Source organism: Kaistella antarctica, from assembly GCF_900109615.1.
GTDB lineage: Bacteria > Bacteroidota > Bacteroidia > Flavobacteriales > Weeksellaceae > Kaistella > Kaistella antarctica.
In genome coordinates this window covers 235331-252790 of the sequence record NZ_FOIX01000003.1, presented here as the reverse complement: position 1 = coordinate 252790, position 17460 = coordinate 235331, and the positions used below count along the sequence as shown (strand labels likewise).

Sequence of the window (17460 nt, the reverse complement as noted above, 5' to 3'; positions counted from 1 at the left end):
CCCCACAAAAAAACTCCACTTTCGCAAGTGGAGTTTCGTGTTACAATAGAGTAATCAAGCCGAGATAGGGACTGTTGCACGCAACCTTTTGGGCGACGTTGTTAAAGTACATCCAGACATGAACGTCTAAGCCAGCTAAATAAGGCGGCAAAATGATTTGCGCGGCCAAATCTGCGCGGGTTGCTATCGCTTGGTACATTTCGAAAGTGCCCGCAATTTCATTGTAACAAACCACATTGGCCACATCCGTAGCACTGGCGTTTCCCTGCAAACTGTTGTCTTCCCAGGTGAAATGTAAAATTCTACCCACGGCCGGCGTCGCCTCCAAATTCTGGAACCCTGCCAATTCTCCCTTGGTGATCAGGATTTTGTTGTAAACCAAAGAAGGTTCGTCTGCCACCACCACCAAAGCGTTGTTCAGCATGTAAGAGGCCGCCAGATTCACTTTAGATTTTACACCACTGCTCACCCCAAAATATTGGTTCTGGATGGCTTTGAGCGGTTGCAGAAAACTAATCACCAGGGTGAACTTTTTTTGTTGCAACACTTGAGCCTCGGTTGGTTTGCGGTCGCTTTTTTTGGGTCTGCTCCGAATGATGTCTTTGCCCCGAAAGTTGGCGCCCACAACGGTGCCTACTGTTCCACTGAATCCTCCTAGGATTCCTTTTGTAATTGTAGCCATAATACTATTTTTTATGATTATTAGAACGAAGATAAATCAGAAACTTCCTCTTTTCCAAGGACTTGCGAAACCTGACCGCTTTTGACAGGTTTTGACAGATTCTGACCGACTAGTCGCCACTTCCTTCGACACTTGTTCGGGTCTTCTTCGAGTATTCTTCGGAAAAAAGATGTTTTTGTCGAAGGATGGTCGAAGAAAGGTGGGAGGAAGATGGGTAATCAATTATCATTGATGATTGATAAATGATGATTGATCAATCATCATTAATAATTTGGGGAGGTGATTTTGTGGTCAATAAAAAAGCCCTCAATACTTGAAGGCTTTGTTGAAATAAGAGCGGGGATAAAATACTTTCCCACCTATTTTTCAGAAGGGAATCTTTTTAGATTTCCGCAAACGGTGCAGAGCGCTGTCGCTCAGATTAAGGAGTCTTTTTAAATCGGCATTGTCGTAAAACGTTTCCTCTTTTGGCTGAGGATTGTTAAGATGCTCTAAAATGTGGGTTAAAAGGTTCAGCGTTTTTAGGAGCGTTACCTCATTTTCTTGGAAAGGGTCATCATTTGTTTTCATGAGTTCAGTTTTTTAATAAAGGTTAATGGTTGTGTTTTTTTAGCAGTTGAAATGATGCTGCATTTAGAGGTTACAAGGTGCAAATAAATTGAAATAAGTTCTTCAGCGTTTTCACGGTATTTTATAAGGTGAATAGACCTTAATTTTAATTTTGTTTGGTACTGGGGTTTTAGTTGTCTGTAGCTCGGGTAAATGCCTGGTTTACAATGCTTTTTTAACGCAAAGGCGCAAAGATTTCTTTACAATTGCGATGTTTTGCGGGTGTTTTTAAGGGCGCAAAGGCGTTTCACTCAGCAATGGTTGTGAAGGATTTTTGACATGGTTGAAAGTTGAGAAGTTCTGAATAATGGGATGTTTCTTAACGCAATGTCGCAAAGATTTCTTTACAATTGTGATGTTTTGCGGGTGTTTTTAAAGGCGCAGAGGCGTTTCACTCAGCAATGGTTGTGAAGGATTTTTGACATGGTTGAAAGTTGAAAAGTTCTGAATAATGGGATGTTTCTTAACGCAAATATTTCTTTACAATTGTGATGTTTTGCGGGTGTTTTTAAAGGCGCAAAGGCGTTTCACTCAGCAATGTTCGCAACTGGTAAAAAAACTTACCCAGTAATAGTAGTTTTGAGTCAGAAAAAGAATCAGCTTGGTGTGCTAGAATTTAAAAATGAAAAATAGGAATGTAAAAAGGTTTTAGTGGAATTTAAAAAAAAGATTATAATTGAACGCTTACTATAATTTCATTTTTCCAATTCATTAATTTATCGGGCGAACTGTAGCCAAGGAAACGAAAGTTGGCAAAATACGCAATGCCGTTTCCTTTTAAAGTAGGTATTTACTTTAATTGTTTCAATCCCGCCGTAAGAAAATGTTTAATGGGTAACACGCTGACAATTTTAAGGTCATCGATCAGGGAACTTTCATTGGCCAAAAATTTTAAAATCCTTTCTGGCGAACGCTTTGAAAACATCATGGCGAAAATTTCTTTTCCTTCCATTTTATCAGAGAGAAGCACTTCCAGTAAAGTGCGGTCATACCATTCATACCTTTTGTCATTAAACGTTTTTTGAGGACTCGGATTAATTTCCGCTCTTAAATTGCTAACGATTTGTGCCGTATTCTTCTGAACAAACTGAAAAGTATAGCCACTACTCGCCTTGGTGTAGCCGCCGGCGGTGCCAATATTGATAATGCGATTAAAAGCATCACTGTTCCGCTCAAACTTGGCCAGCGACATCGGGATGATTCCAAACTCAGTATGGGTAATTTCGTAGTCGCTGATTTGAAGATTATTATTAATATAATGCGTCAAAGCCGTTTGATAGTCTTCTTTGGGCAAAACACTTTTGCTGAATAAGGTGTACTCTACCAACGCTTCTGTAGAACTCGTGGGCAGCACATACATGAAGGTTGCGCCATGTTTTTGATCTAAAGTAAAGTCCATTAACGTCCCAACCTTTGAATCAAAAGTGTCTTCTTTCGTTTTAATAACCCAACCCGTAAAATGTTGAAGTAATGAATTTTCTTCGGTAATCTTTGGATTAAATAAAGACGTTGAATTGAATAAATATTCTGATTGATAAATATGCTCCTCCGTTTCTACAGTTGCCTCAGTTTGGTCTGCTGTAATCCCTTTTATATTTTCATTTTTAAAAGTCACATTTTCATAACCTGTTGCATACGAAAGGACAAAGTCATAAAAATCTTTTCCCTGTATCATTTTGTAGCGATACTTTTCTAACTCAAATTGTCGGGTAAAGTTTTCATTTTTAAAAATCAAAGATTTCCATTCGTGCATAACCACCGATTCAAAAAGACCTTTCCCTTCTTCCCAAAAACACCAGGTTCGATCGTTTTCATTTTTCTGAACTCGATCAATCACCAGGATTTTTTTAGATTGTAAAACCGGATCAACGAGCAATCGGTAAAGCAAACTTAACCCAGCACACCCAGCGCCAGCAATGATATAATCGTATTTGAGGTCGTTGTTCTTCATGTAAAATTTTGATCTGAGCTGCTATTCATTAAGAGAATTTTCGAAAATAATTGGCTATGGTTGAAGATAGACTTTTGCGGGTTTGAAACTGTAATAATTGTTTTAGAGTGCGTCATTTATTTGCCGATGCAAAATTTTGAGAAGATATTTCCCAAAACCTCATCATTCGTAAACTCCCCAGAGATCTCACCCAACTGCTCCAGCGCATTTCTCAACTCATACGCCAACAATTCGGTATGAATCCCAGAACTCACCGCTTCCTCCACCTGCAAAACAGATTGCAATGATTTCTGCAACGCATCAAAATGCCTTTGATTCGTAATGATCACGTTGCTTTCCTGATCTTTCAAGTTCTCCACGTAATCAACCAAAACGGTTTTTACGGCTTCAATTCCTGTTTGATCTTTCGCGGAAATCCTCAACAATTCATCACCATAAGCTGGAAACAATTCTTGGGTTAAAGCGGTGTCAAATTCGTTAAAAGCTTCGGTCTTAGCCAAATCCACTTTATTATGAACCAAGACGATTTTCAAATCTTCGCGGTGAAATTCCTTCACAAAAGCAATCACTTCTTCCGTCGTAGAATCCCGCTCATCGTAAAGATACAACAGCACTTTCGCCGAAGCAATTTTCTCCTTCGCTTTCGTTACGCCAATTTTCTCAATGATATCGGTTGTTTCCCGAAGTCCCGCCGTATCCACAAACCGAAAAGCCGTTCCTTTCAAATGAATCACTTCCTCAATCGTATCGCGTGTCGTACCGGCAATTTCAGAAACAATGGCTCTTTCCTCTTTCAACAACGCATTCAAAAGCGTTGATTTTCCCGCATTCGGTTTCCCGATAATGGCGACTTCTACTCCATTTTTCAGCGCATTTCCGTATTGGAAACTCTCAATCAAAGCGCTCAGTTTATGGCGCAGGTTGAGCAGCAGTTTATTCATAGCGGTCCGGTCCGCAAATTCCACATCCTCCTCCCCGAAATCCAGTTCCAGTTCAATCAGCGACGTAAAATTCAGCAAGTCATTTCTAAGGATCGAAATCTCATTCGTAATTCCCCCTTTCAACTGATTCAAAGCCACTTTCCGCGACGCCTCATTTTCCGAAGCGATCAAATCAGCAATCGATTCCGCCTGCGCCAGATCAATTCTGCCGTTCATAAAAGCACGCATGGTAAATTCCCCGGCTTTCGCCAGTCGCGCCCCATTCTTCACCAAAACTTCCAGAATTTTCTTGGCAATATGCGGCGAACCATGAAAAGAAATCTCCACAGAATCTTCTGCCGTAAAGGTTTTCGGCGCTTTAAAAACCGAAACCATCACCTCGTCAATTACTTCATCGTTGATGGTTGATCGTTGATGGTCGATTGATCCTTGTTCATCATTCATCAATGATCGATCATCATTCATAGTTACCTCTTGGCTCTTATCCACGATATATCCATAATGAATGGTGTGCGTTTTCACCTCCTCCAGATTCTTACCTTCAAAAATTTTAGCTGCAATTTGAAAAGCTTCGTTACCCGAAATTCTTATAATTCCAATAGCTCCAACTCCGTTTGCCGTGGCGATTGCACAAATAGTATCTTGATTTAAATTCACGTTCATGTTGCAAAATTACGGAATTATTCCTGTCGCGATAGCTATCGGGATTAGGAGCTCCAAGATTTCGTCTCTTTTGAAGACCCGTCTCGCTGGTAATTTATCGTGAGCTTGTCGAAGGACTATATCTTTTTTGTTCCGCCTGTCGGCGCAACAAAAAAGGATGCCGTTTCCATCGGGGCTAGAATGAAAGATGGATTTTCCTTTGGAGAACTAAATTCCCGCTTAATTAAAAATAAATCAATCATTTAAGTCTTTGAAAGCCATTATTTTGTAAATTAGTTTGACGAAACAGAGGATGATTTAATTTAACTAAAAGGTTAATGATTTTCTGTTTTTAGTTTTGACAAATCTCCGCAGATGGTCAAAACCTCCCTTTAATAAAAACTAAAAACCGAAATCATGAAAACAACTAATTTATTTATTTGCTTGCTCTTCTTTGCAAGTTTTTCATTCGCACAGGATGTCAACATTCAAAACAAAATGAAGAAGTTTGACAAAGAAATGGAGAAAAACCTCAAAGACTGGAATATTCCAGGAGTTGGGGTCGGGATTGTCAAAGATGGAAAACTGGTTTTTGTAAAAGGCTATGGCTATCGGGATTACGAAAAAAAATTACCGATCACCGCCAATACTTTATTTCAATTAGCCTCCAACACCAAATTATTTACGGCAACAGCCCTCGGATTTTTGGTCAATGAAGGAAAATTAGACTGGGACAAACCCATCAAAACTTTTGTCCCCGCTATTGAATTCTATAACAATGATCTTAATAACACTATTACCCTTAGAGATATGCTTTCCCATCGCACGGGAGTCACAAGACATGACATGATCTGGTATAAATCTGATTTTACACGAAAAGAATTTTTTGAGAAATTAAAGTATTTAGAACCCTCCCAACCGTTACGTCAGGGATATCTTTACAATAATTTAATGTATGCTTCGGCTGGGCATCTTATTGAACTGGTAGAAAATAAAACGTGGGAGCACTATGTTCAGGAGAAAATTTTGAAACCTTTGAAAATGAACAGCACCGTTTTTAGTATTCCCGAAATGGAAAAGCAGAGCGATATTTTTGTTCCCTACAATGAAAAAAGAGACACCACTATCCTCTACAAAATAAATTATCTCAGCGAAACTGAAGGTTTGGGTCCAGCCGCCTCCATCATTTCTAACATCAACGATCTGTCGCACTGGCTTTCTGCATTGATGAATAAAGGAATTTATGAAGGAAAACAAGTTATTCCGGAAGCGATTGTTAAAGAAACCATGGAACCTTCAATTGCCTTGCACAACTACAGTTTGGATCAAGGATTCACAGAAGTTTTGAATCCGGTTTATGGAATGGGACGACAAACAGAAGCTTATAGAGGTCATCAGTTAGTGCTTCATGGAGGACATTTAAATGGAATCTTTTCTCAAATATCCTATATGCCACAGGATAATATTGGCGTCATTCTTTTTGTAATCGGCGAACACAGCATGAGTTATAATTCCATCAATTACAATATTTACGAACATTTATTGGGACTTTCAACTACACCCTGGAGTGAAAGAGGTTTAAAAAGCCGAGATGCGCGTAAAAAAATAGCAAAAGAAGGAAGAGCAAAAGCAACAGTCGGGCAAATTCCTAATACAAAACCTTCGCACCCACTCAATGATTATTTAGGAAATTTTGAAAATAAAGCCTATGGTATTATCAACGTCTCTCAAAAAGACGCAAAGATGATGTTTACCTTCCATAATATAAAACTTGCCCTTAATCATTTTCATTACGACCGTTTCGACACCATTAATGATGAAGAAGACGGTCTTTATTCACTTAATTACCAAACCAGTCCCCAGGGTGACATTGATCGTTTTATTATTTCACTAGATGAGGGAGAAGTTACTTTTACAAAAAAACCAGATGAAACTTTAAATACCGTTGAGATCCTAAGTAAATACGCGGGAAAATATAAAATAGCGACCAGTACTTTAGAAGTTATTTTAAAAGATAAAAATCATTTGTTCATGAAAGGTGCGCCGGATATTGAGCTGATTCCCTACCAACCGAACATTTTTAAAATTAAAGAATCTGCAGAGATCACCATAGAATTTATTATGGAGAACGGCAAAGTGAAATCGATGGTGCAAAAGGACGCTTCAGGCCAATATGAGATAATGAGAGATAACAGTCAGTAATTGATGTATTTTAGCAGGACAAGAATTAATTCAGACAATGAAATCAAATCTTTTATTAATATTTTTTCTAACCTTCACTTCTTTCCTTTTTGGACAAGATGCCGAAAGAATCGCTGCTGTTCGCAAAAAGGTTGAAGCCATCAATACGGAAAAAAGTTATCAGATCAAAAAATTAGATAACGACTATTTTGTGAACGTAAAAAACGAAGCCACTGATGGCGGACAAGAACTTTCCGGTTATTATAAAAATGGAAAACTGAAAAAAATTGTTTACAGTGTCGGTCTATCTTACGGATTGAAAACCTCCGAATATTTCTTTTCCGACGATGAATTAATTTTCGTTTTTGAAAAGCAAGATCAATTTGCAGCTATAAAAGATAAATCAAATCAAGTAACTGGCTTGAATCACACAAAACCCGAACCGGTCTACACAGCTCGATTTTATTTTGAAAACTCCAAATTATTTTCAATCAAGCAAACTGGAAAAGAGATCTTCACCAAAATGGATAAGAAAAGTAAAGAGGCAGAACTTTTAAAAGACTGTAAAATTTTCCGTCTTGAATTACAGAAAGCAAAAAGCAGGTAAAAGCGTATAATTAAAAAGCTAAATCAATATGAATATATTTAAATCCATCATCAACAGCATCAAAACGTTTGGTAAAAATACCGGCACTGAAAAACGCAGAGATCGATTTACTGCAAAGCAAATTCAACTGGAAGATTTAGCTCAAGAACTCAACCTGGTCCTGGAGGGAAAAACCGACTTTAATTTTATTGGAATCACTGCAAATGCATACGACAGTCTCTTTTTCGTCCGGAATGATCAGAATTTTAATGTAGAGTTTAGGGCACTTAAAAAGATTCAGCGTCCTTACTTAGAACCATTAGAAAAATTTGCTTCGAAACATAATATCAATTTTGAAACAGAAAAATTAGATAAAATCCCCTATTTAAGTCTAAAAACAAACACGAGTATCACAGAAACGGTCGATTTAGCAAAACGGATTCAAAAAAAAGTTTTTGGAAATACGGATAGTACAAAATACAAAGTGATTCCTTAACGATAACTTATGCTGACAGACCTTATCTAACTTTCTGAAACGACGCTCACGCTGCAACTACACAAATATTTATGTTTAAGCGGAACTGTTGACACCAATATTTACTTTGTGAAAAGTGGCAGTTTAAGAATCTTTGTTTCGGATGACAAATACGAAGATCAAATCATTAGGTTCGGCTATACCAACCATCTAGTGGTTTCGCTGGATTCTTATCTCACCGGAAAACCGTCCGTATTTTCTATTCAGGCTTTAAAGAAAACCGACCTCGAGTCATTACCAAAAAGCAACTGCAGGATTATTTGAACCGCGATCATCATTCGGTGATATGGAATAATATCCTAGAAAATCTCGTCTTGCAACAAATGGAAGGGAGCTTGATTTGCTGACGAGTTCACCAGAAGAAAGATACCAGCGCGTTTTGAAGAGAAGTCCGCAGCTTTTTCAGGAAATTCCACACCGATATATTGCAAATTATTTGCGGATGAGTGCCGAAACATTATCTAGGCTCCAAAAACATTGACTTCAATCAAGATTTAAAATGTTCTTTTTACCCACCTTTGTCTTAAACTAGTTTGATATGGACTCGGAAAAATTACTTGATCACCTTTCTGAAAGAGCGAACGGCTTTCGAGCGGTTGCAAAAAAACTAAGCCACTATGATTTACCGCAATTGAATTGGCGACCAAGCCCAAATTCGTGGACGATCTTAGAATGTTTGGAACACCTCAATCTTTACGGCGAATTTTATCTGCCTCAAATCGAACGAAAAATAAACACTTCCAAAACTAAAAGTGAACTCCATTTTAAACCCGGTCTCTTAGGGAACTATTTTGCCCAAAGTATGTTACCCAAAAAGAATGCAAAGAAGATAAAGACCTTCAAAGCCAACAATCCTATGCACCAAAAAATCGACAAATCTACGATTGAAAAATTTATTATACAGCAGAATCAATTATTAAATCTTCTCCAGGATTCTAGGCAAGTGAGCTTAAATAAAATAAAAATTACAACCTCTATTTCATCCTTAATCAGCTTAAAATTGGGAGATACTTTCCTGTTTTTAACCAATCATATTGAAAGACATTTAAACCAGATCGACAAGCTGGAGTTGGAATTTAAAAACAACGAACACCGTTTTAGCGAGCAAAAGAAATAAAATTAGCAATTCCATTTCTCTCTAATCGCTTTGAAATTTTTTATCTTTAAGCCAGAAGAATAAAGAATGAAAGCAATCCATATCACAAAATCCGGTGGACCGGAAGTTTTACAATTACAGGAAACTCCAAAACCAATACCTGCAGAAAACCAAGTTTTAATTAAAGTAAAAGCTGCCGGAGTCAATCGGAGCGATATTATCACGAGAAAAAACACCGACACTTACGGTAAAGGTTCGCCAACCACTTTAATTCCGGGCTTAGAAGTTTCCGGCGAAATCACAGAAATCGGTTCAGCCGTAACTGATAAAAAAGTCGGAGATAAAGTCTGCGCACTCATTGCAGACGGCGGTTATGCAGAATATGTGGCGGTTTATAGTTCTCACTGTCTTCCTATCCCAGAAGGTATCAGTTTAACCGACGCAGCGGCAATTCCGGAAACGGTTTTTACGGTTTGGTTCAACGTCTTTCATTTGGGCAAACTTCAACCTGGTGAAAAATTATTGATCCACGGCGGAACGAGCGGCATCGGAACCATGGGTTTGCAAATGGCAAAAGCGTGGGGTTGCAAAACTTACACCACTGCCGGAAGCGAAGACAAGATCGATTTCCTTCAGAAAATGGGCGTTGACAAAGTCATCAACTACAAAAAAGAGTCATTCGAAGAAATCCTCAAAGACGAGAATATCGATGTCATTTTAGACATGGTCGGTGGAGATTACACCCAAAAGAATCTCGAAATTCTGAATAAAAAAGGCCGCCTTTGTTACATCAACGGTATGAAAAGCATGGACGTCAATATTAATCTGCGCACCATTATGGCAAAGAATCTCACCCTCACCGGAAGTTTTCTAAAACCCCAAACCGCCGAAGTAAAAACCCAGATCGCCAAAGATGTCGAAAAAAATATCTGGCCAATGTTTCATTCAAAACAGATTCTTCCAATCATATACAAAACATTCCCCCTCGCAGAAGCTGCTGAAGCACATCGCCTGATGGAAGGCAGTGAACATATTGGGAAGATCTTGTTGACGGTGGGTTGATGTGATGATTTGGTGATGTGCTGATTTGATGATTTGCTGATGTAGCGATAAGTTGACGTGCCGATGTGATGATGGTGCAATTGAAAATGAGACTCTTACTAAAACTCTCTAGTTAAAGAAACGATTTTATTTCAACTCAAGTTTCCTATTGAGGACAAGATAAATACGAAAGTTTAGGATTAAATTTTTAAATAAGTTTTTAGTCTAGATTTTTTGATTCACTTATGTTTTCAAGAGTTAAAATATCATTTACTTTGGAGAATAAAGCTAATAAATAGATGAAATATATTGGTCCAGATTATTAGATTTCAACCGTAAAAAGAAATATTCCTTGTCTTCAAGTTTCTCCGAATCTAAACAATACTTAGGAAGTTTTACGGCAGAAGATAACAATAATCGCTTGTGCAAGAAAATTATTAATCTTAATGTATATTCTATAGATAAATAAGGAAGTATTGAATACAAATTATGAGTAAAAAAAAGTAGACAGGGTTGCGCCTACCTACAAGGAATAAACATAAAACTCTGCTTACAATAGTTCAGACAAATATTTAATAGTATTTTGAAATTAACATAGTGTCTTTCGTTTCAAGACAAAAGAATAAGATAAAACTTATCTCTTCTTAATCAAATCAATCTCTTTCTTTAAACTCAAAAACATATCCTTCACCGTCATCATATCCAAAGTCTCCGTCTCGAATTCTGCCGTGTTAATACTACACGCATATTCCCAAATTTCCACCAACTCAGCAAGTTTAATATCATAAGGTTTGTACAGTGGATTATCAGAACTCACCATTATGTTTCTTGATGTTTTCTTTTTAAACCTTTTATAAACCACCCCTTCATTTTGGGTAATGAAAATATAAGTTTTATTACTTTTCAAATCACTCACATTTTCCACATATTTCCCCACGATAAACGTTCCGTTTTTAAATGGCGGCATCGAATCTCCACTTGCCGGAAAAGCCCTGAATTTCCCGTTGCGCAAAAAGGGTAAGGAAATCGTTTGCAACTTTTCAATATATCCTGGATCGCTGTAACCTTGCAGATAACCCATTTGGGCTTTTTCTGGAATAATTTCTATTTTATTTTCCCCTTTTTCATCTACCGTTATGGGAAAAATCGTCCGGTTATCTGGAAGTTTCATCATCTTTTCTAATGAGTATTTACTCAAGTCCAAACCGACCAATAAATCAATGCTGATTCGGTAATATTTAGACAGACGAATCAGAATTTCGATGGGTGGTTCACTGGAGCCATCTTCATATTTTGCGTACCGTCCGCGCGTGATGAGAAGGTCGTCGGCAATTTTTTGCTGGGCATATTTTTGCTGACCTCTCAGATGGCGCATGTTTTCTGATAAAACTGACATTGCTATAAATTATAGCAACAAATATACAAATTTTTGATATAAAACGTACTAAGTTTGTACCCATGAATCGAGCAATTGCACATATGGATTTAGACACTTTTTTTGTGTCTTGTGAAAGGTTACAAGAATCAAAACTAGAGGGTATTCCTGTCATCATTGGTGGTGGTGATCGAGGAGTAGTGGCTTCTTGTTCTTATGAAGCACGTCGCTTTGGGGTGCGTTCAGCGATGCCAATTAAGATGGCCTTGAGGTTATGTCCAGAAGCCAAAGTAATTCGTGGAGATTACGAAAAATATTCAAAATTCTCCAAAGAAGTCACCAAAATTATTCAGGAAAAAGTTCCGATTTTAGAAAAAGCCAGCATCGATGAATTTTATATGGATTTATCTGGCATGGATCAGTTTTTTGGGTGTTATCAATGGACGAAGGAAATTGCAGATTCCGTTACGAAAAATACAGGTTTGCCAATCAGTTTTGCTTTGTCCACAAATAAAACGGTTTCAAAAATTGGTACCGGAGAATCGAAACCTGTCGGAAGATTAGATATTCCGGCTCAAAATATCAAGCCATTTTTAAATCCTCTTTCCGTTCGAAAAATCCCAATGGTTGGCGATGTTACTTTTCAATTGCTTTCCCGTGTTGGAATTCGAACCATTCAGACTTTAGCCGATATGCCCGTTTTAGTCTTGCAGCAAATGATAGGTAAAAACGGTGGCGAACTTTGGAAGAAAGCCAACGGAATTGATTTAACTCCAGTGGTTCCTTATTCCGAAAGAAAATCACTCTCCAGCGAACATACTTTTACCAATGACACCATGGATATTTTAGAATTGAAAAGACTGATTTCCAGCATGGCTGAATCATTGGCTTATCAATTAAGAAAAGAAAAATGGCTGACTTCTACCGTGGTTTTAAAAATCCGATATGCAAATTTCGATACCGAAACCAAACAGTGTAAAATCTCTTACACTTCTATTGATCATACTTTAGCCAGAGTTGCATTAGATTTATTTGAAAAACTCTACACGCGAAGAATGCGACTGCGATTGATTGGTTTGAGATTTACGAATCTCGTTCACGGAAATTATCAAATGAATTTATTTGAAGACAGCGAAGAACTGATGAATCTTTACCAAGCCATGGATCGCATGAAAAATCGTTTTGGCAAGAATGCTTTGGGAAGAGCCTCGGGGTTTGAATTAGTATCTTAAAAAGTAAAATTTTTTTTTAACCATAAAAAATATGGAGTTTATTTTCCCAGACAGATTTTGCTGAATATCTAAGTTTGCATAACTGGCAAATTGTCTAATGTTAGCTATTAGAGTGAAATCATTCATTCCAGCTATGATGGAAAGTACACGGATAAACTGCAATCATTTTCGCTTAAAAAATAAGCCAGATGATCATAATAATCTTCTGTTAATTTTGTCCATTTTAACAGTTTTTTTTTAACCCTTCTGATTATTACCAAACTTTTTACTCTTTGTAATTTTTTGTTTAAGGATTTAAGGTTCATTAAGATTTCCTACGATAATTGGAAACTAATGTTTGCTTTTGAGCATGTGCTTCTCATCTTAAGCTAGTGTGGTTAAAAATCAAATAGTGAAGTAGTAAAATAAAACTTTTATTACTTTGTGGTAAAATTTTTTACTACATTTAAATAAAAAATTGAAGAATTCAAATTGCGATACCGAAGTCATCATCATTGGCGGTGGTTTAGCAGGTTTAACAAGCGCGATACATCTCACAAAAATGGGTTGTAAAGTAATTGTTATTGAAAAGAATTCTTATCCAAAACATAAAGTTTGCGGCGAATATATTTCCAATGAAGTCCTTCCCTATTTCGATTGGCTTCAGGTGAATATTGAAGAATTAAAACCGACGCATATTTCAACATTACAGTTTTCATCAGAGTCTGGACGAACGATTGAAACTAAACTTCCGCTCGGCGGATTTGGAATTAGTCGCTATGCTTTGGATTATGCACTTTATTTAAAAGCCATTTCACAAAACTGTGAAATTACAGAAGATCAGGTAAATGAGTTGATTTTTAAAGATGATATTTTCGAAGTTTATTTGGCTTCAGGAAAAACTTTGACCTCGAAAGTAGTTTTAGGTGGATTTGGAAAAAGATCCAACTTAGATTTGAAAATGGAACGCCCTTTCTTGAAGAATAAATCGCCGTGGTTGGCGGTGAAATCTCATTATCAGGGAGAATTTGCAAATGACGTTGTGGGATTGCATAATTTTAAAGGTGGTTATTGCGGCGTGTCAAAAGTTGAAAACAATTTGCTCAACATTTGTTATTTGACTAATTTTAAATCGTTCAAGAAATATAAAAATATTGAAGAGTTTCAGGAAACGGTCGTTTCGCAGAATCCGCATTTAAAAAATATTTTAGAAAATTCTCAATCGGTTTTTGAAAAACCTTTGACCATCAGTCAGATTTGTTTTGAGAAAAAAGAAAACGTAGAAAATCATATTTTAATGATGGGCGACACCGCAGGACTAATTCATCCTTTATGTGGAAATGGAATGGCGATGGCGATTCACAGCGCTAAATTGGCTTCAGATCAAACGATAAAATTTTTGTCAGACAAAATTTCACGCGAAGAAATGGAACAAAACTATTCTTCAAACTGGAATAAAAATTTCAAACAAAGATTATGGTATGGCCGAATTTTAGGCAGCACTTTTGAACATTCAAAACTCTCGGAAGTTTTGACTAATTTAATAACCTATCTTCCCTTTCTACTTCCTATCATTATTAGAAAAACACACGGAAAAGAAATCAATATGACTCAAAACTAATGGCTTTAGATACGACTTACAGGACAGATTTAGAAGAATCGATGGACGATTTTTCGATGGACAACGATGGATTGGTAACCGCTTTGGATGATATTGCGCGAATCAATCAATTATTAGGTGGAAACGCAGTGACCTTAGACGGAATTAAAAAACTGATCGAAAATATTCCCTCAAATGAAACCATTACGATCATGGATTTCGGTTGCGGCGGCGGCGATATGTTGCGAATGCTTTCTAAGTATGGCACTCAAAACAATTTAAAATTTAACCTGATTGGTATTGATGCCAATGAAGCCACGATTCGACACGCGGAAAAATGCTCGACCGAGTTTGACAATTTCACCTATCTCGCCGAAGATATATTTCTTTACGATTTTTCAAAATATAGTATAGATATCGCCCTAATTACGCTTACTTTACATCACTTTAAAGATGATGAAATTCTAAAGATCCTTCGAACTATTTTGAGTTTGGTAAAAAAAGGAATCGTTGTAAATGATTTGCAAAGGAGCAAACTGGCTTACCGTCTTTTTCAAGCCATTATTTTCGTTTTCCGCCTGGAGAAAATGACCGCAAACGATGGCCTGATTTCCATCCTTCGTGGTTTCAAAAGAGTGGATCTAGAGAAATTTTCATCACAATTAAGTTTAAAAAAACACAGCATCAAATGGAAATGGGCCTTCCGTTACCAATGGATTATTGAAAAATTATGAGTGTAAAAATAGTTACGGTTGCCAAGCAACTCCCAAAATATTCCCGGAAAACTTCCGAAGTTTTACCTTTCCTAGATCAATGGTTGGTCAATCAGGATAGCCGTTTTGTGCGTAAAGTCAAAAAGATTTTTGAAGGTGCCGCTGTTGATGAAAGGTATTCCATTATGGATCCAATCGAAGTTTTCACGGCAACATCTTTTGAAGATAAAAATGATATTTACGCCCGTGAAGTAGTTTTATTAGGTGAACAGGTTTTAGATAAATCTTTAAAAAAAGCCAATTGGGATCCGCAATCTTTGGATTATATTATCACCGTAAGTTGCACCGGAATTATGATTCCGTCTCTCGATGCTTATCTCATTAATAAATTAAATTTACGTCAGGACATTGTTCGTTTGCCCGTTACCGAAATGGGTTGCGCTGCGGGTGTTTCAGGAATTATCTATGCAAAGAATTTCCTTCAAGCTAATCCCGGAAAACGTGCCGCGGTGATTGCAGTTGAAAGTCCGACTGCGACTTTTCAATTGGAAGATTTTTCCATGGCAAACATTGTGAGCGGTGCGATTTTCGGTGACGGTGCTGCTTGTGTTCTTTTATCATCAGAAGAAAATGCGGAAGGTCCAGAAATCTTAGCCGAAGAAATGTATCATTTTTATAATAATGAGCATATGATGGGTTTCAAACTGACCAACTCTGGGTTGCAAATGATTTTAGATATTGAAGTTCCAGATACGATTGGCGAACATTTCCCAAATATTATCCACCCGTTTTTAGCAAAACAAAATTTAGAAATTAAAGATGTAGATTACCTTATTTTCCATCCTGGTGGAAAAAAAATTGTGCAAATGGTTGAAGGTTTGTTTTCAGAATTGGGGAAGAATATCGATACCACGAAAGAAATTTTAAGACTTTATGGAAATATGTCGAGTGCAACCGTACTTTATGTTTTAGAAGAAATTATGAATCAAAAACCGCAGAAAGGCGAGAAAGGTTTAATGTTAAGTTTCGGTCCCGGTTTTTCTGCACAGCGAGTTTTATTGCAATGGTAAGAAGATTTGAAAATACTAATTATTGGGCTTTAATCTTGGGCGGAAGTTCAGGATTAGGTTTAGCTTCTGCCAAAAAATTAGCTTCGGAAGGAATGAATATTTGCATTATTCACCGGAATTCTCGGGCTGAAATGGAAAAAATTAATAAAGAATTTGATTTATTTAAAAATGAAAATATAAAGTATTTCACTTTAAATAAAGATCTACTAAACTCTAATATACAACAAGATATATTATTTCAACTAAAAAACACTTTAGGTATAGACGGAAAAATAAAATGTCTCTTACACAGCATCGCTAAAGGAAATTTAAAACCAATGATAGGGAATGAGGGCGAAAGTTTATCAACAGATGATTTCTCGATTACTCTTCAAGCGATGGCGACCAGTTTATACGACTGGACGAAACTAATTTTCAATGAAAATCTGTTTGCTGAGGATGCAAGAGTTCTCGCGTTTACCAGCGAAGGTAGCTCGAAACCAATCAATAACTACGGTGCAGTATCCGCGGCAAAAGCTGCATTGGAAGCGATCTCTAGAAATATCGCTTTAGAATTTGCGCCTTTTGGTTTAAGATCAAATTGTATTCAAGCTGGAGTGACGGATACGCGTTCTTTACAGATGATTCCGGGAAGTGAGGAAATAAAAGAACAAACCAAAAAACGAAATCCTTTTAAGAGATTGACCACACCCGAAGATGTGGCAAACGTCGTCAGTTTATTGTGTTCAGACGAAGCTGCGTGGATTAATGGTTGTGTGATTCCTGTTGATGGTGGCGAACATTTGAGTTAAATGAATATCGCAGAAATTTTAGAAAAATTACCGTACACTACTCCATTTTTATTTGTGGATGATTTGGTGAACGTTGACGAAAATGGCGTGACGGGAAATTTCACTTTTAAAGAAGATTTAGATTTTTACAAAGGTCATTTTAAAAATAATCCGATTACACCGGGAGTTATTCTAACCGAAACCATGGCTCAAATTGGATTAGTTTGTTTAGGGATTTTTCTGATTGGAAACGATTTGACTGAAAAAAGTCAGATTGGTTTAACATCAACTGATATTGAATTTCTGAAACCCGTTTTTCCGGGAGAAAAAGTTACTGTGATTTCGGAGAAAATTTATTTTAGGTTTAATAAATTAAAATGCAAAGTGAAGATGCTGAATGAAATATCAGAAATCGTTTGTGAAGGAACGATTGCCGGAATTATTAAAGTCAATTAGA

Annotated in this window: 16 protein-coding genes; 11 read left to right on the top strand and 5 right to left on the bottom strand. The window is 37.0% G+C overall.

All coding sequences use genetic code 11. The annotated features are described in order from the left end of the window. Positions 1 to 40: 40 nt before the first annotated feature. The 4 genes from BMX49_RS09715 to mnmE form a co-directional block, all read right to left on the bottom strand. Positions 41 to 682, bottom strand: coding sequence for a DUF6266 family protein (locus tag BMX49_RS09715; RefSeq protein ID WP_034720301.1), 642 nt, complete (start codon positions 680 to 682; stop codon positions 41 to 43). 366 nt (positions 683 to 1048) lie between these two features. Continuing rightward, positions 1049 to 1252 carry a hypothetical protein gene (locus BMX49_RS09710; protein WP_051803810.1) on the bottom strand — a complete coding sequence of 68 codons (204 nt, stop codon included), beginning with the start codon at positions 1250 to 1252 and terminating at the stop codon, positions 1049 to 1051. Positions 1253 to 2081: 829 nt separating this feature from the next. Further along, positions 2082 to 3242, bottom strand: a complete 1161-nt coding sequence (locus tag BMX49_RS09705) for a lycopene cyclase family protein (RefSeq protein ID WP_034720298.1) — start codon at positions 3240 to 3242, stop codon at positions 2082 to 2084. A 116-nt stretch (positions 3243 to 3358) separates the two neighbouring features. Further along, entirely contained in the window at positions 3359 to 4846 is a 1488-nt protein-coding gene (mnmE, locus tag BMX49_RS09700) for a tRNA uridine-5-carboxymethylaminomethyl(34) synthesis GTPase MnmE (RefSeq protein WP_034720296.1), read from the bottom strand. A 396-nt stretch (positions 4847 to 5242) separates the two neighbouring features. On the opposite strand from mnmE, the gene BMX49_RS09695 reads away from it, so the two are divergent. From BMX49_RS09695 to BMX49_RS09670, 5 genes are all read left to right on the top strand, one after another. Further along, a complete protein-coding gene (locus tag BMX49_RS09695; protein ID WP_051803809.1) occupies positions 5243 to 7027 on the top strand; it encodes a serine hydrolase in 1785 nt (594 codons plus the stop codon). Between the two features lie 37 nt (positions 7028 to 7064). After that, positions 7065 to 7613: a hypothetical protein gene (locus tag BMX49_RS09690; RefSeq protein WP_034720294.1), complete on the top strand. Its 549-nt coding sequence runs from the start codon at positions 7065 to 7067 to the stop codon at positions 7611 to 7613. Between the two features lie 28 nt (positions 7614 to 7641). Beyond that, positions 7642 to 8088: a hypothetical protein gene (locus BMX49_RS09685; RefSeq protein ID WP_034720288.1), complete on the top strand. Its 447-nt coding sequence runs from the start codon at positions 7642 to 7644 to the stop codon at positions 8086 to 8088. Positions 8089 to 8665: 577 nt separating this feature from the next. Beyond that, positions 8666 to 9244: a DinB family protein gene (locus BMX49_RS09675; protein ID WP_034720285.1), complete on the top strand. Its 579-nt coding sequence runs from the start codon at positions 8666 to 8668 to the stop codon at positions 9242 to 9244. A 66-nt stretch (positions 9245 to 9310) separates the two neighbouring features. After that, positions 9311 to 10285, top strand: coding sequence for an NAD(P)H-quinone oxidoreductase (locus tag BMX49_RS09670; protein ID WP_034720283.1), 975 nt, complete (start codon positions 9311 to 9313; stop codon positions 10283 to 10285). Between the two features lie 613 nt (positions 10286 to 10898). Here BMX49_RS09670 and BMX49_RS09665 read toward each other — a convergent pair. Next, positions 10899 to 11660: an XRE family transcriptional regulator gene (locus tag BMX49_RS09665; protein ID WP_034720280.1), complete on the bottom strand. Its 762-nt coding sequence runs from the start codon at positions 11658 to 11660 to the stop codon at positions 10899 to 10901. 62 nt (positions 11661 to 11722) lie between these two features. On the opposite strand from BMX49_RS09665, the gene dinB reads away from it, so the two are divergent. The 6 genes from dinB to BMX49_RS09635 all read left to right on the top strand — a co-directional run bounded on the left by dinB (position 11723) and on the right by BMX49_RS09635 (position 17459). Next, positions 11723 to 12871, top strand: coding sequence for a DNA polymerase IV (gene dinB / locus BMX49_RS09660; protein ID WP_034720278.1), 1149 nt, complete (start codon positions 11723 to 11725; stop codon positions 12869 to 12871). A gap of 457 nt (positions 12872 to 13328) precedes the next feature. Beyond that, positions 13329 to 14471 carry an NAD(P)/FAD-dependent oxidoreductase gene (locus BMX49_RS09655; RefSeq protein ID WP_034720275.1) on the top strand — a complete coding sequence of 381 codons (1143 nt, stop codon included), beginning with the start codon at positions 13329 to 13331 and terminating at the stop codon, positions 14469 to 14471. Then, on the top strand, positions 14471 to 15184 hold the full coding sequence (locus BMX49_RS09650; RefSeq protein WP_034720272.1) for a methyltransferase domain-containing protein: 714 nt from the start codon (positions 14471 to 14473) through the stop codon (positions 15182 to 15184). The genes BMX49_RS09655 and BMX49_RS09650 overlap by 1 nt, the downstream gene beginning before the upstream one ends. After that, on the top strand, positions 15181 to 16233 hold the full coding sequence (locus BMX49_RS09645) for a type III polyketide synthase (protein ID WP_034720269.1): 1053 nt from the start codon (positions 15181 to 15183) through the stop codon (positions 16231 to 16233). Before BMX49_RS09650 ends, BMX49_RS09645 begins: the two co-directional genes overlap by 4 nt. Continuing rightward, the gene (locus tag BMX49_RS09640; RefSeq protein WP_034720267.1) at positions 16227 to 17024 is read left to right on the top strand and encodes an enoyl-ACP reductase FabI; all 798 of its coding nucleotides are present in this window, start codon (positions 16227 to 16229) and stop codon (positions 17022 to 17024) included. Before BMX49_RS09645 ends, BMX49_RS09640 begins: the two co-directional genes overlap by 7 nt. Next, complete coding sequence (locus tag BMX49_RS09635) at positions 17025 to 17459, top strand: 3-hydroxyacyl-ACP dehydratase FabZ family protein (RefSeq protein ID WP_034720266.1); 435 nt, start codon at positions 17025 to 17027, stop codon at positions 17457 to 17459. Position 17460: the final 1 nt, after the last annotated feature.

Bases quoted from the DNA above. Each gene is read 5' to 3' on its own strand.
- BMX49_RS09715 (WP_034720301.1), bottom strand. From the start codon at position 682: ATGGCTACAATTACAAAAGGAATCCTAGGAGGATTCAGTGGAACAGTA.
- BMX49_RS09710 (WP_051803810.1), bottom strand. From the start codon at position 1,252: ATGAAAACAAATGATGACCCTTTCCAAGAAAATGAGGTAACGCTCCTA.
- BMX49_RS09705 (WP_034720298.1), bottom strand. From the start codon at position 3,242: ATGAAGAACAACGACCTCAAATACGATTATATCATTGCTGGCGCTGGG.
- mnmE (WP_034720296.1), bottom strand. From the start codon at position 4,846: ATGAACGTGAATTTAAATCAAGATACTATTTGTGCAATCGCCACGGCA.
- BMX49_RS09695 (WP_051803809.1), top strand. From the start codon at position 5,243: ATGAAAACAACTAATTTATTTATTTGCTTGCTCTTCTTTGCAAGTTTT.
- BMX49_RS09690 (WP_034720294.1), top strand. From the start codon at position 7,065: ATGAAATCAAATCTTTTATTAATATTTTTTCTAACCTTCACTTCTTTC.
- BMX49_RS09685 (WP_034720288.1), top strand. From the start codon at position 7,642: ATGAATATATTTAAATCCATCATCAACAGCATCAAAACGTTTGGTAAA.
- BMX49_RS09675 (WP_034720285.1), top strand. From the start codon at position 8,666: ATGGACTCGGAAAAATTACTTGATCACCTTTCTGAAAGAGCGAACGGC.
- BMX49_RS09670 (WP_034720283.1), top strand. From the start codon at position 9,311: ATGAAAGCAATCCATATCACAAAATCCGGTGGACCGGAAGTTTTACAA.
- BMX49_RS09665 (WP_034720280.1), bottom strand. From the start codon at position 11,660: ATGTCAGTTTTATCAGAAAACATGCGCCATCTGAGAGGTCAGCAAAAA.
- dinB (WP_034720278.1), top strand. From the start codon at position 11,723: ATGAATCGAGCAATTGCACATATGGATTTAGACACTTTTTTTGTGTCT.
- BMX49_RS09650 (WP_034720272.1), top strand. From the start codon at position 14,471: ATGGCTTTAGATACGACTTACAGGACAGATTTAGAAGAATCGATGGAC.
- BMX49_RS09645 (WP_034720269.1), top strand. From the start codon at position 15,181: ATGAGTGTAAAAATAGTTACGGTTGCCAAGCAACTCCCAAAATATTCC.
- BMX49_RS09640 (WP_034720267.1), top strand. From the start codon at position 16,227: ATGGTAAGAAGATTTGAAAATACTAATTATTGGGCTTTAATCTTGGGC.
- BMX49_RS09635 (WP_034720266.1), top strand. From the start codon at position 17,025: ATGAATATCGCAGAAATTTTAGAAAAATTACCGTACACTACTCCATTT.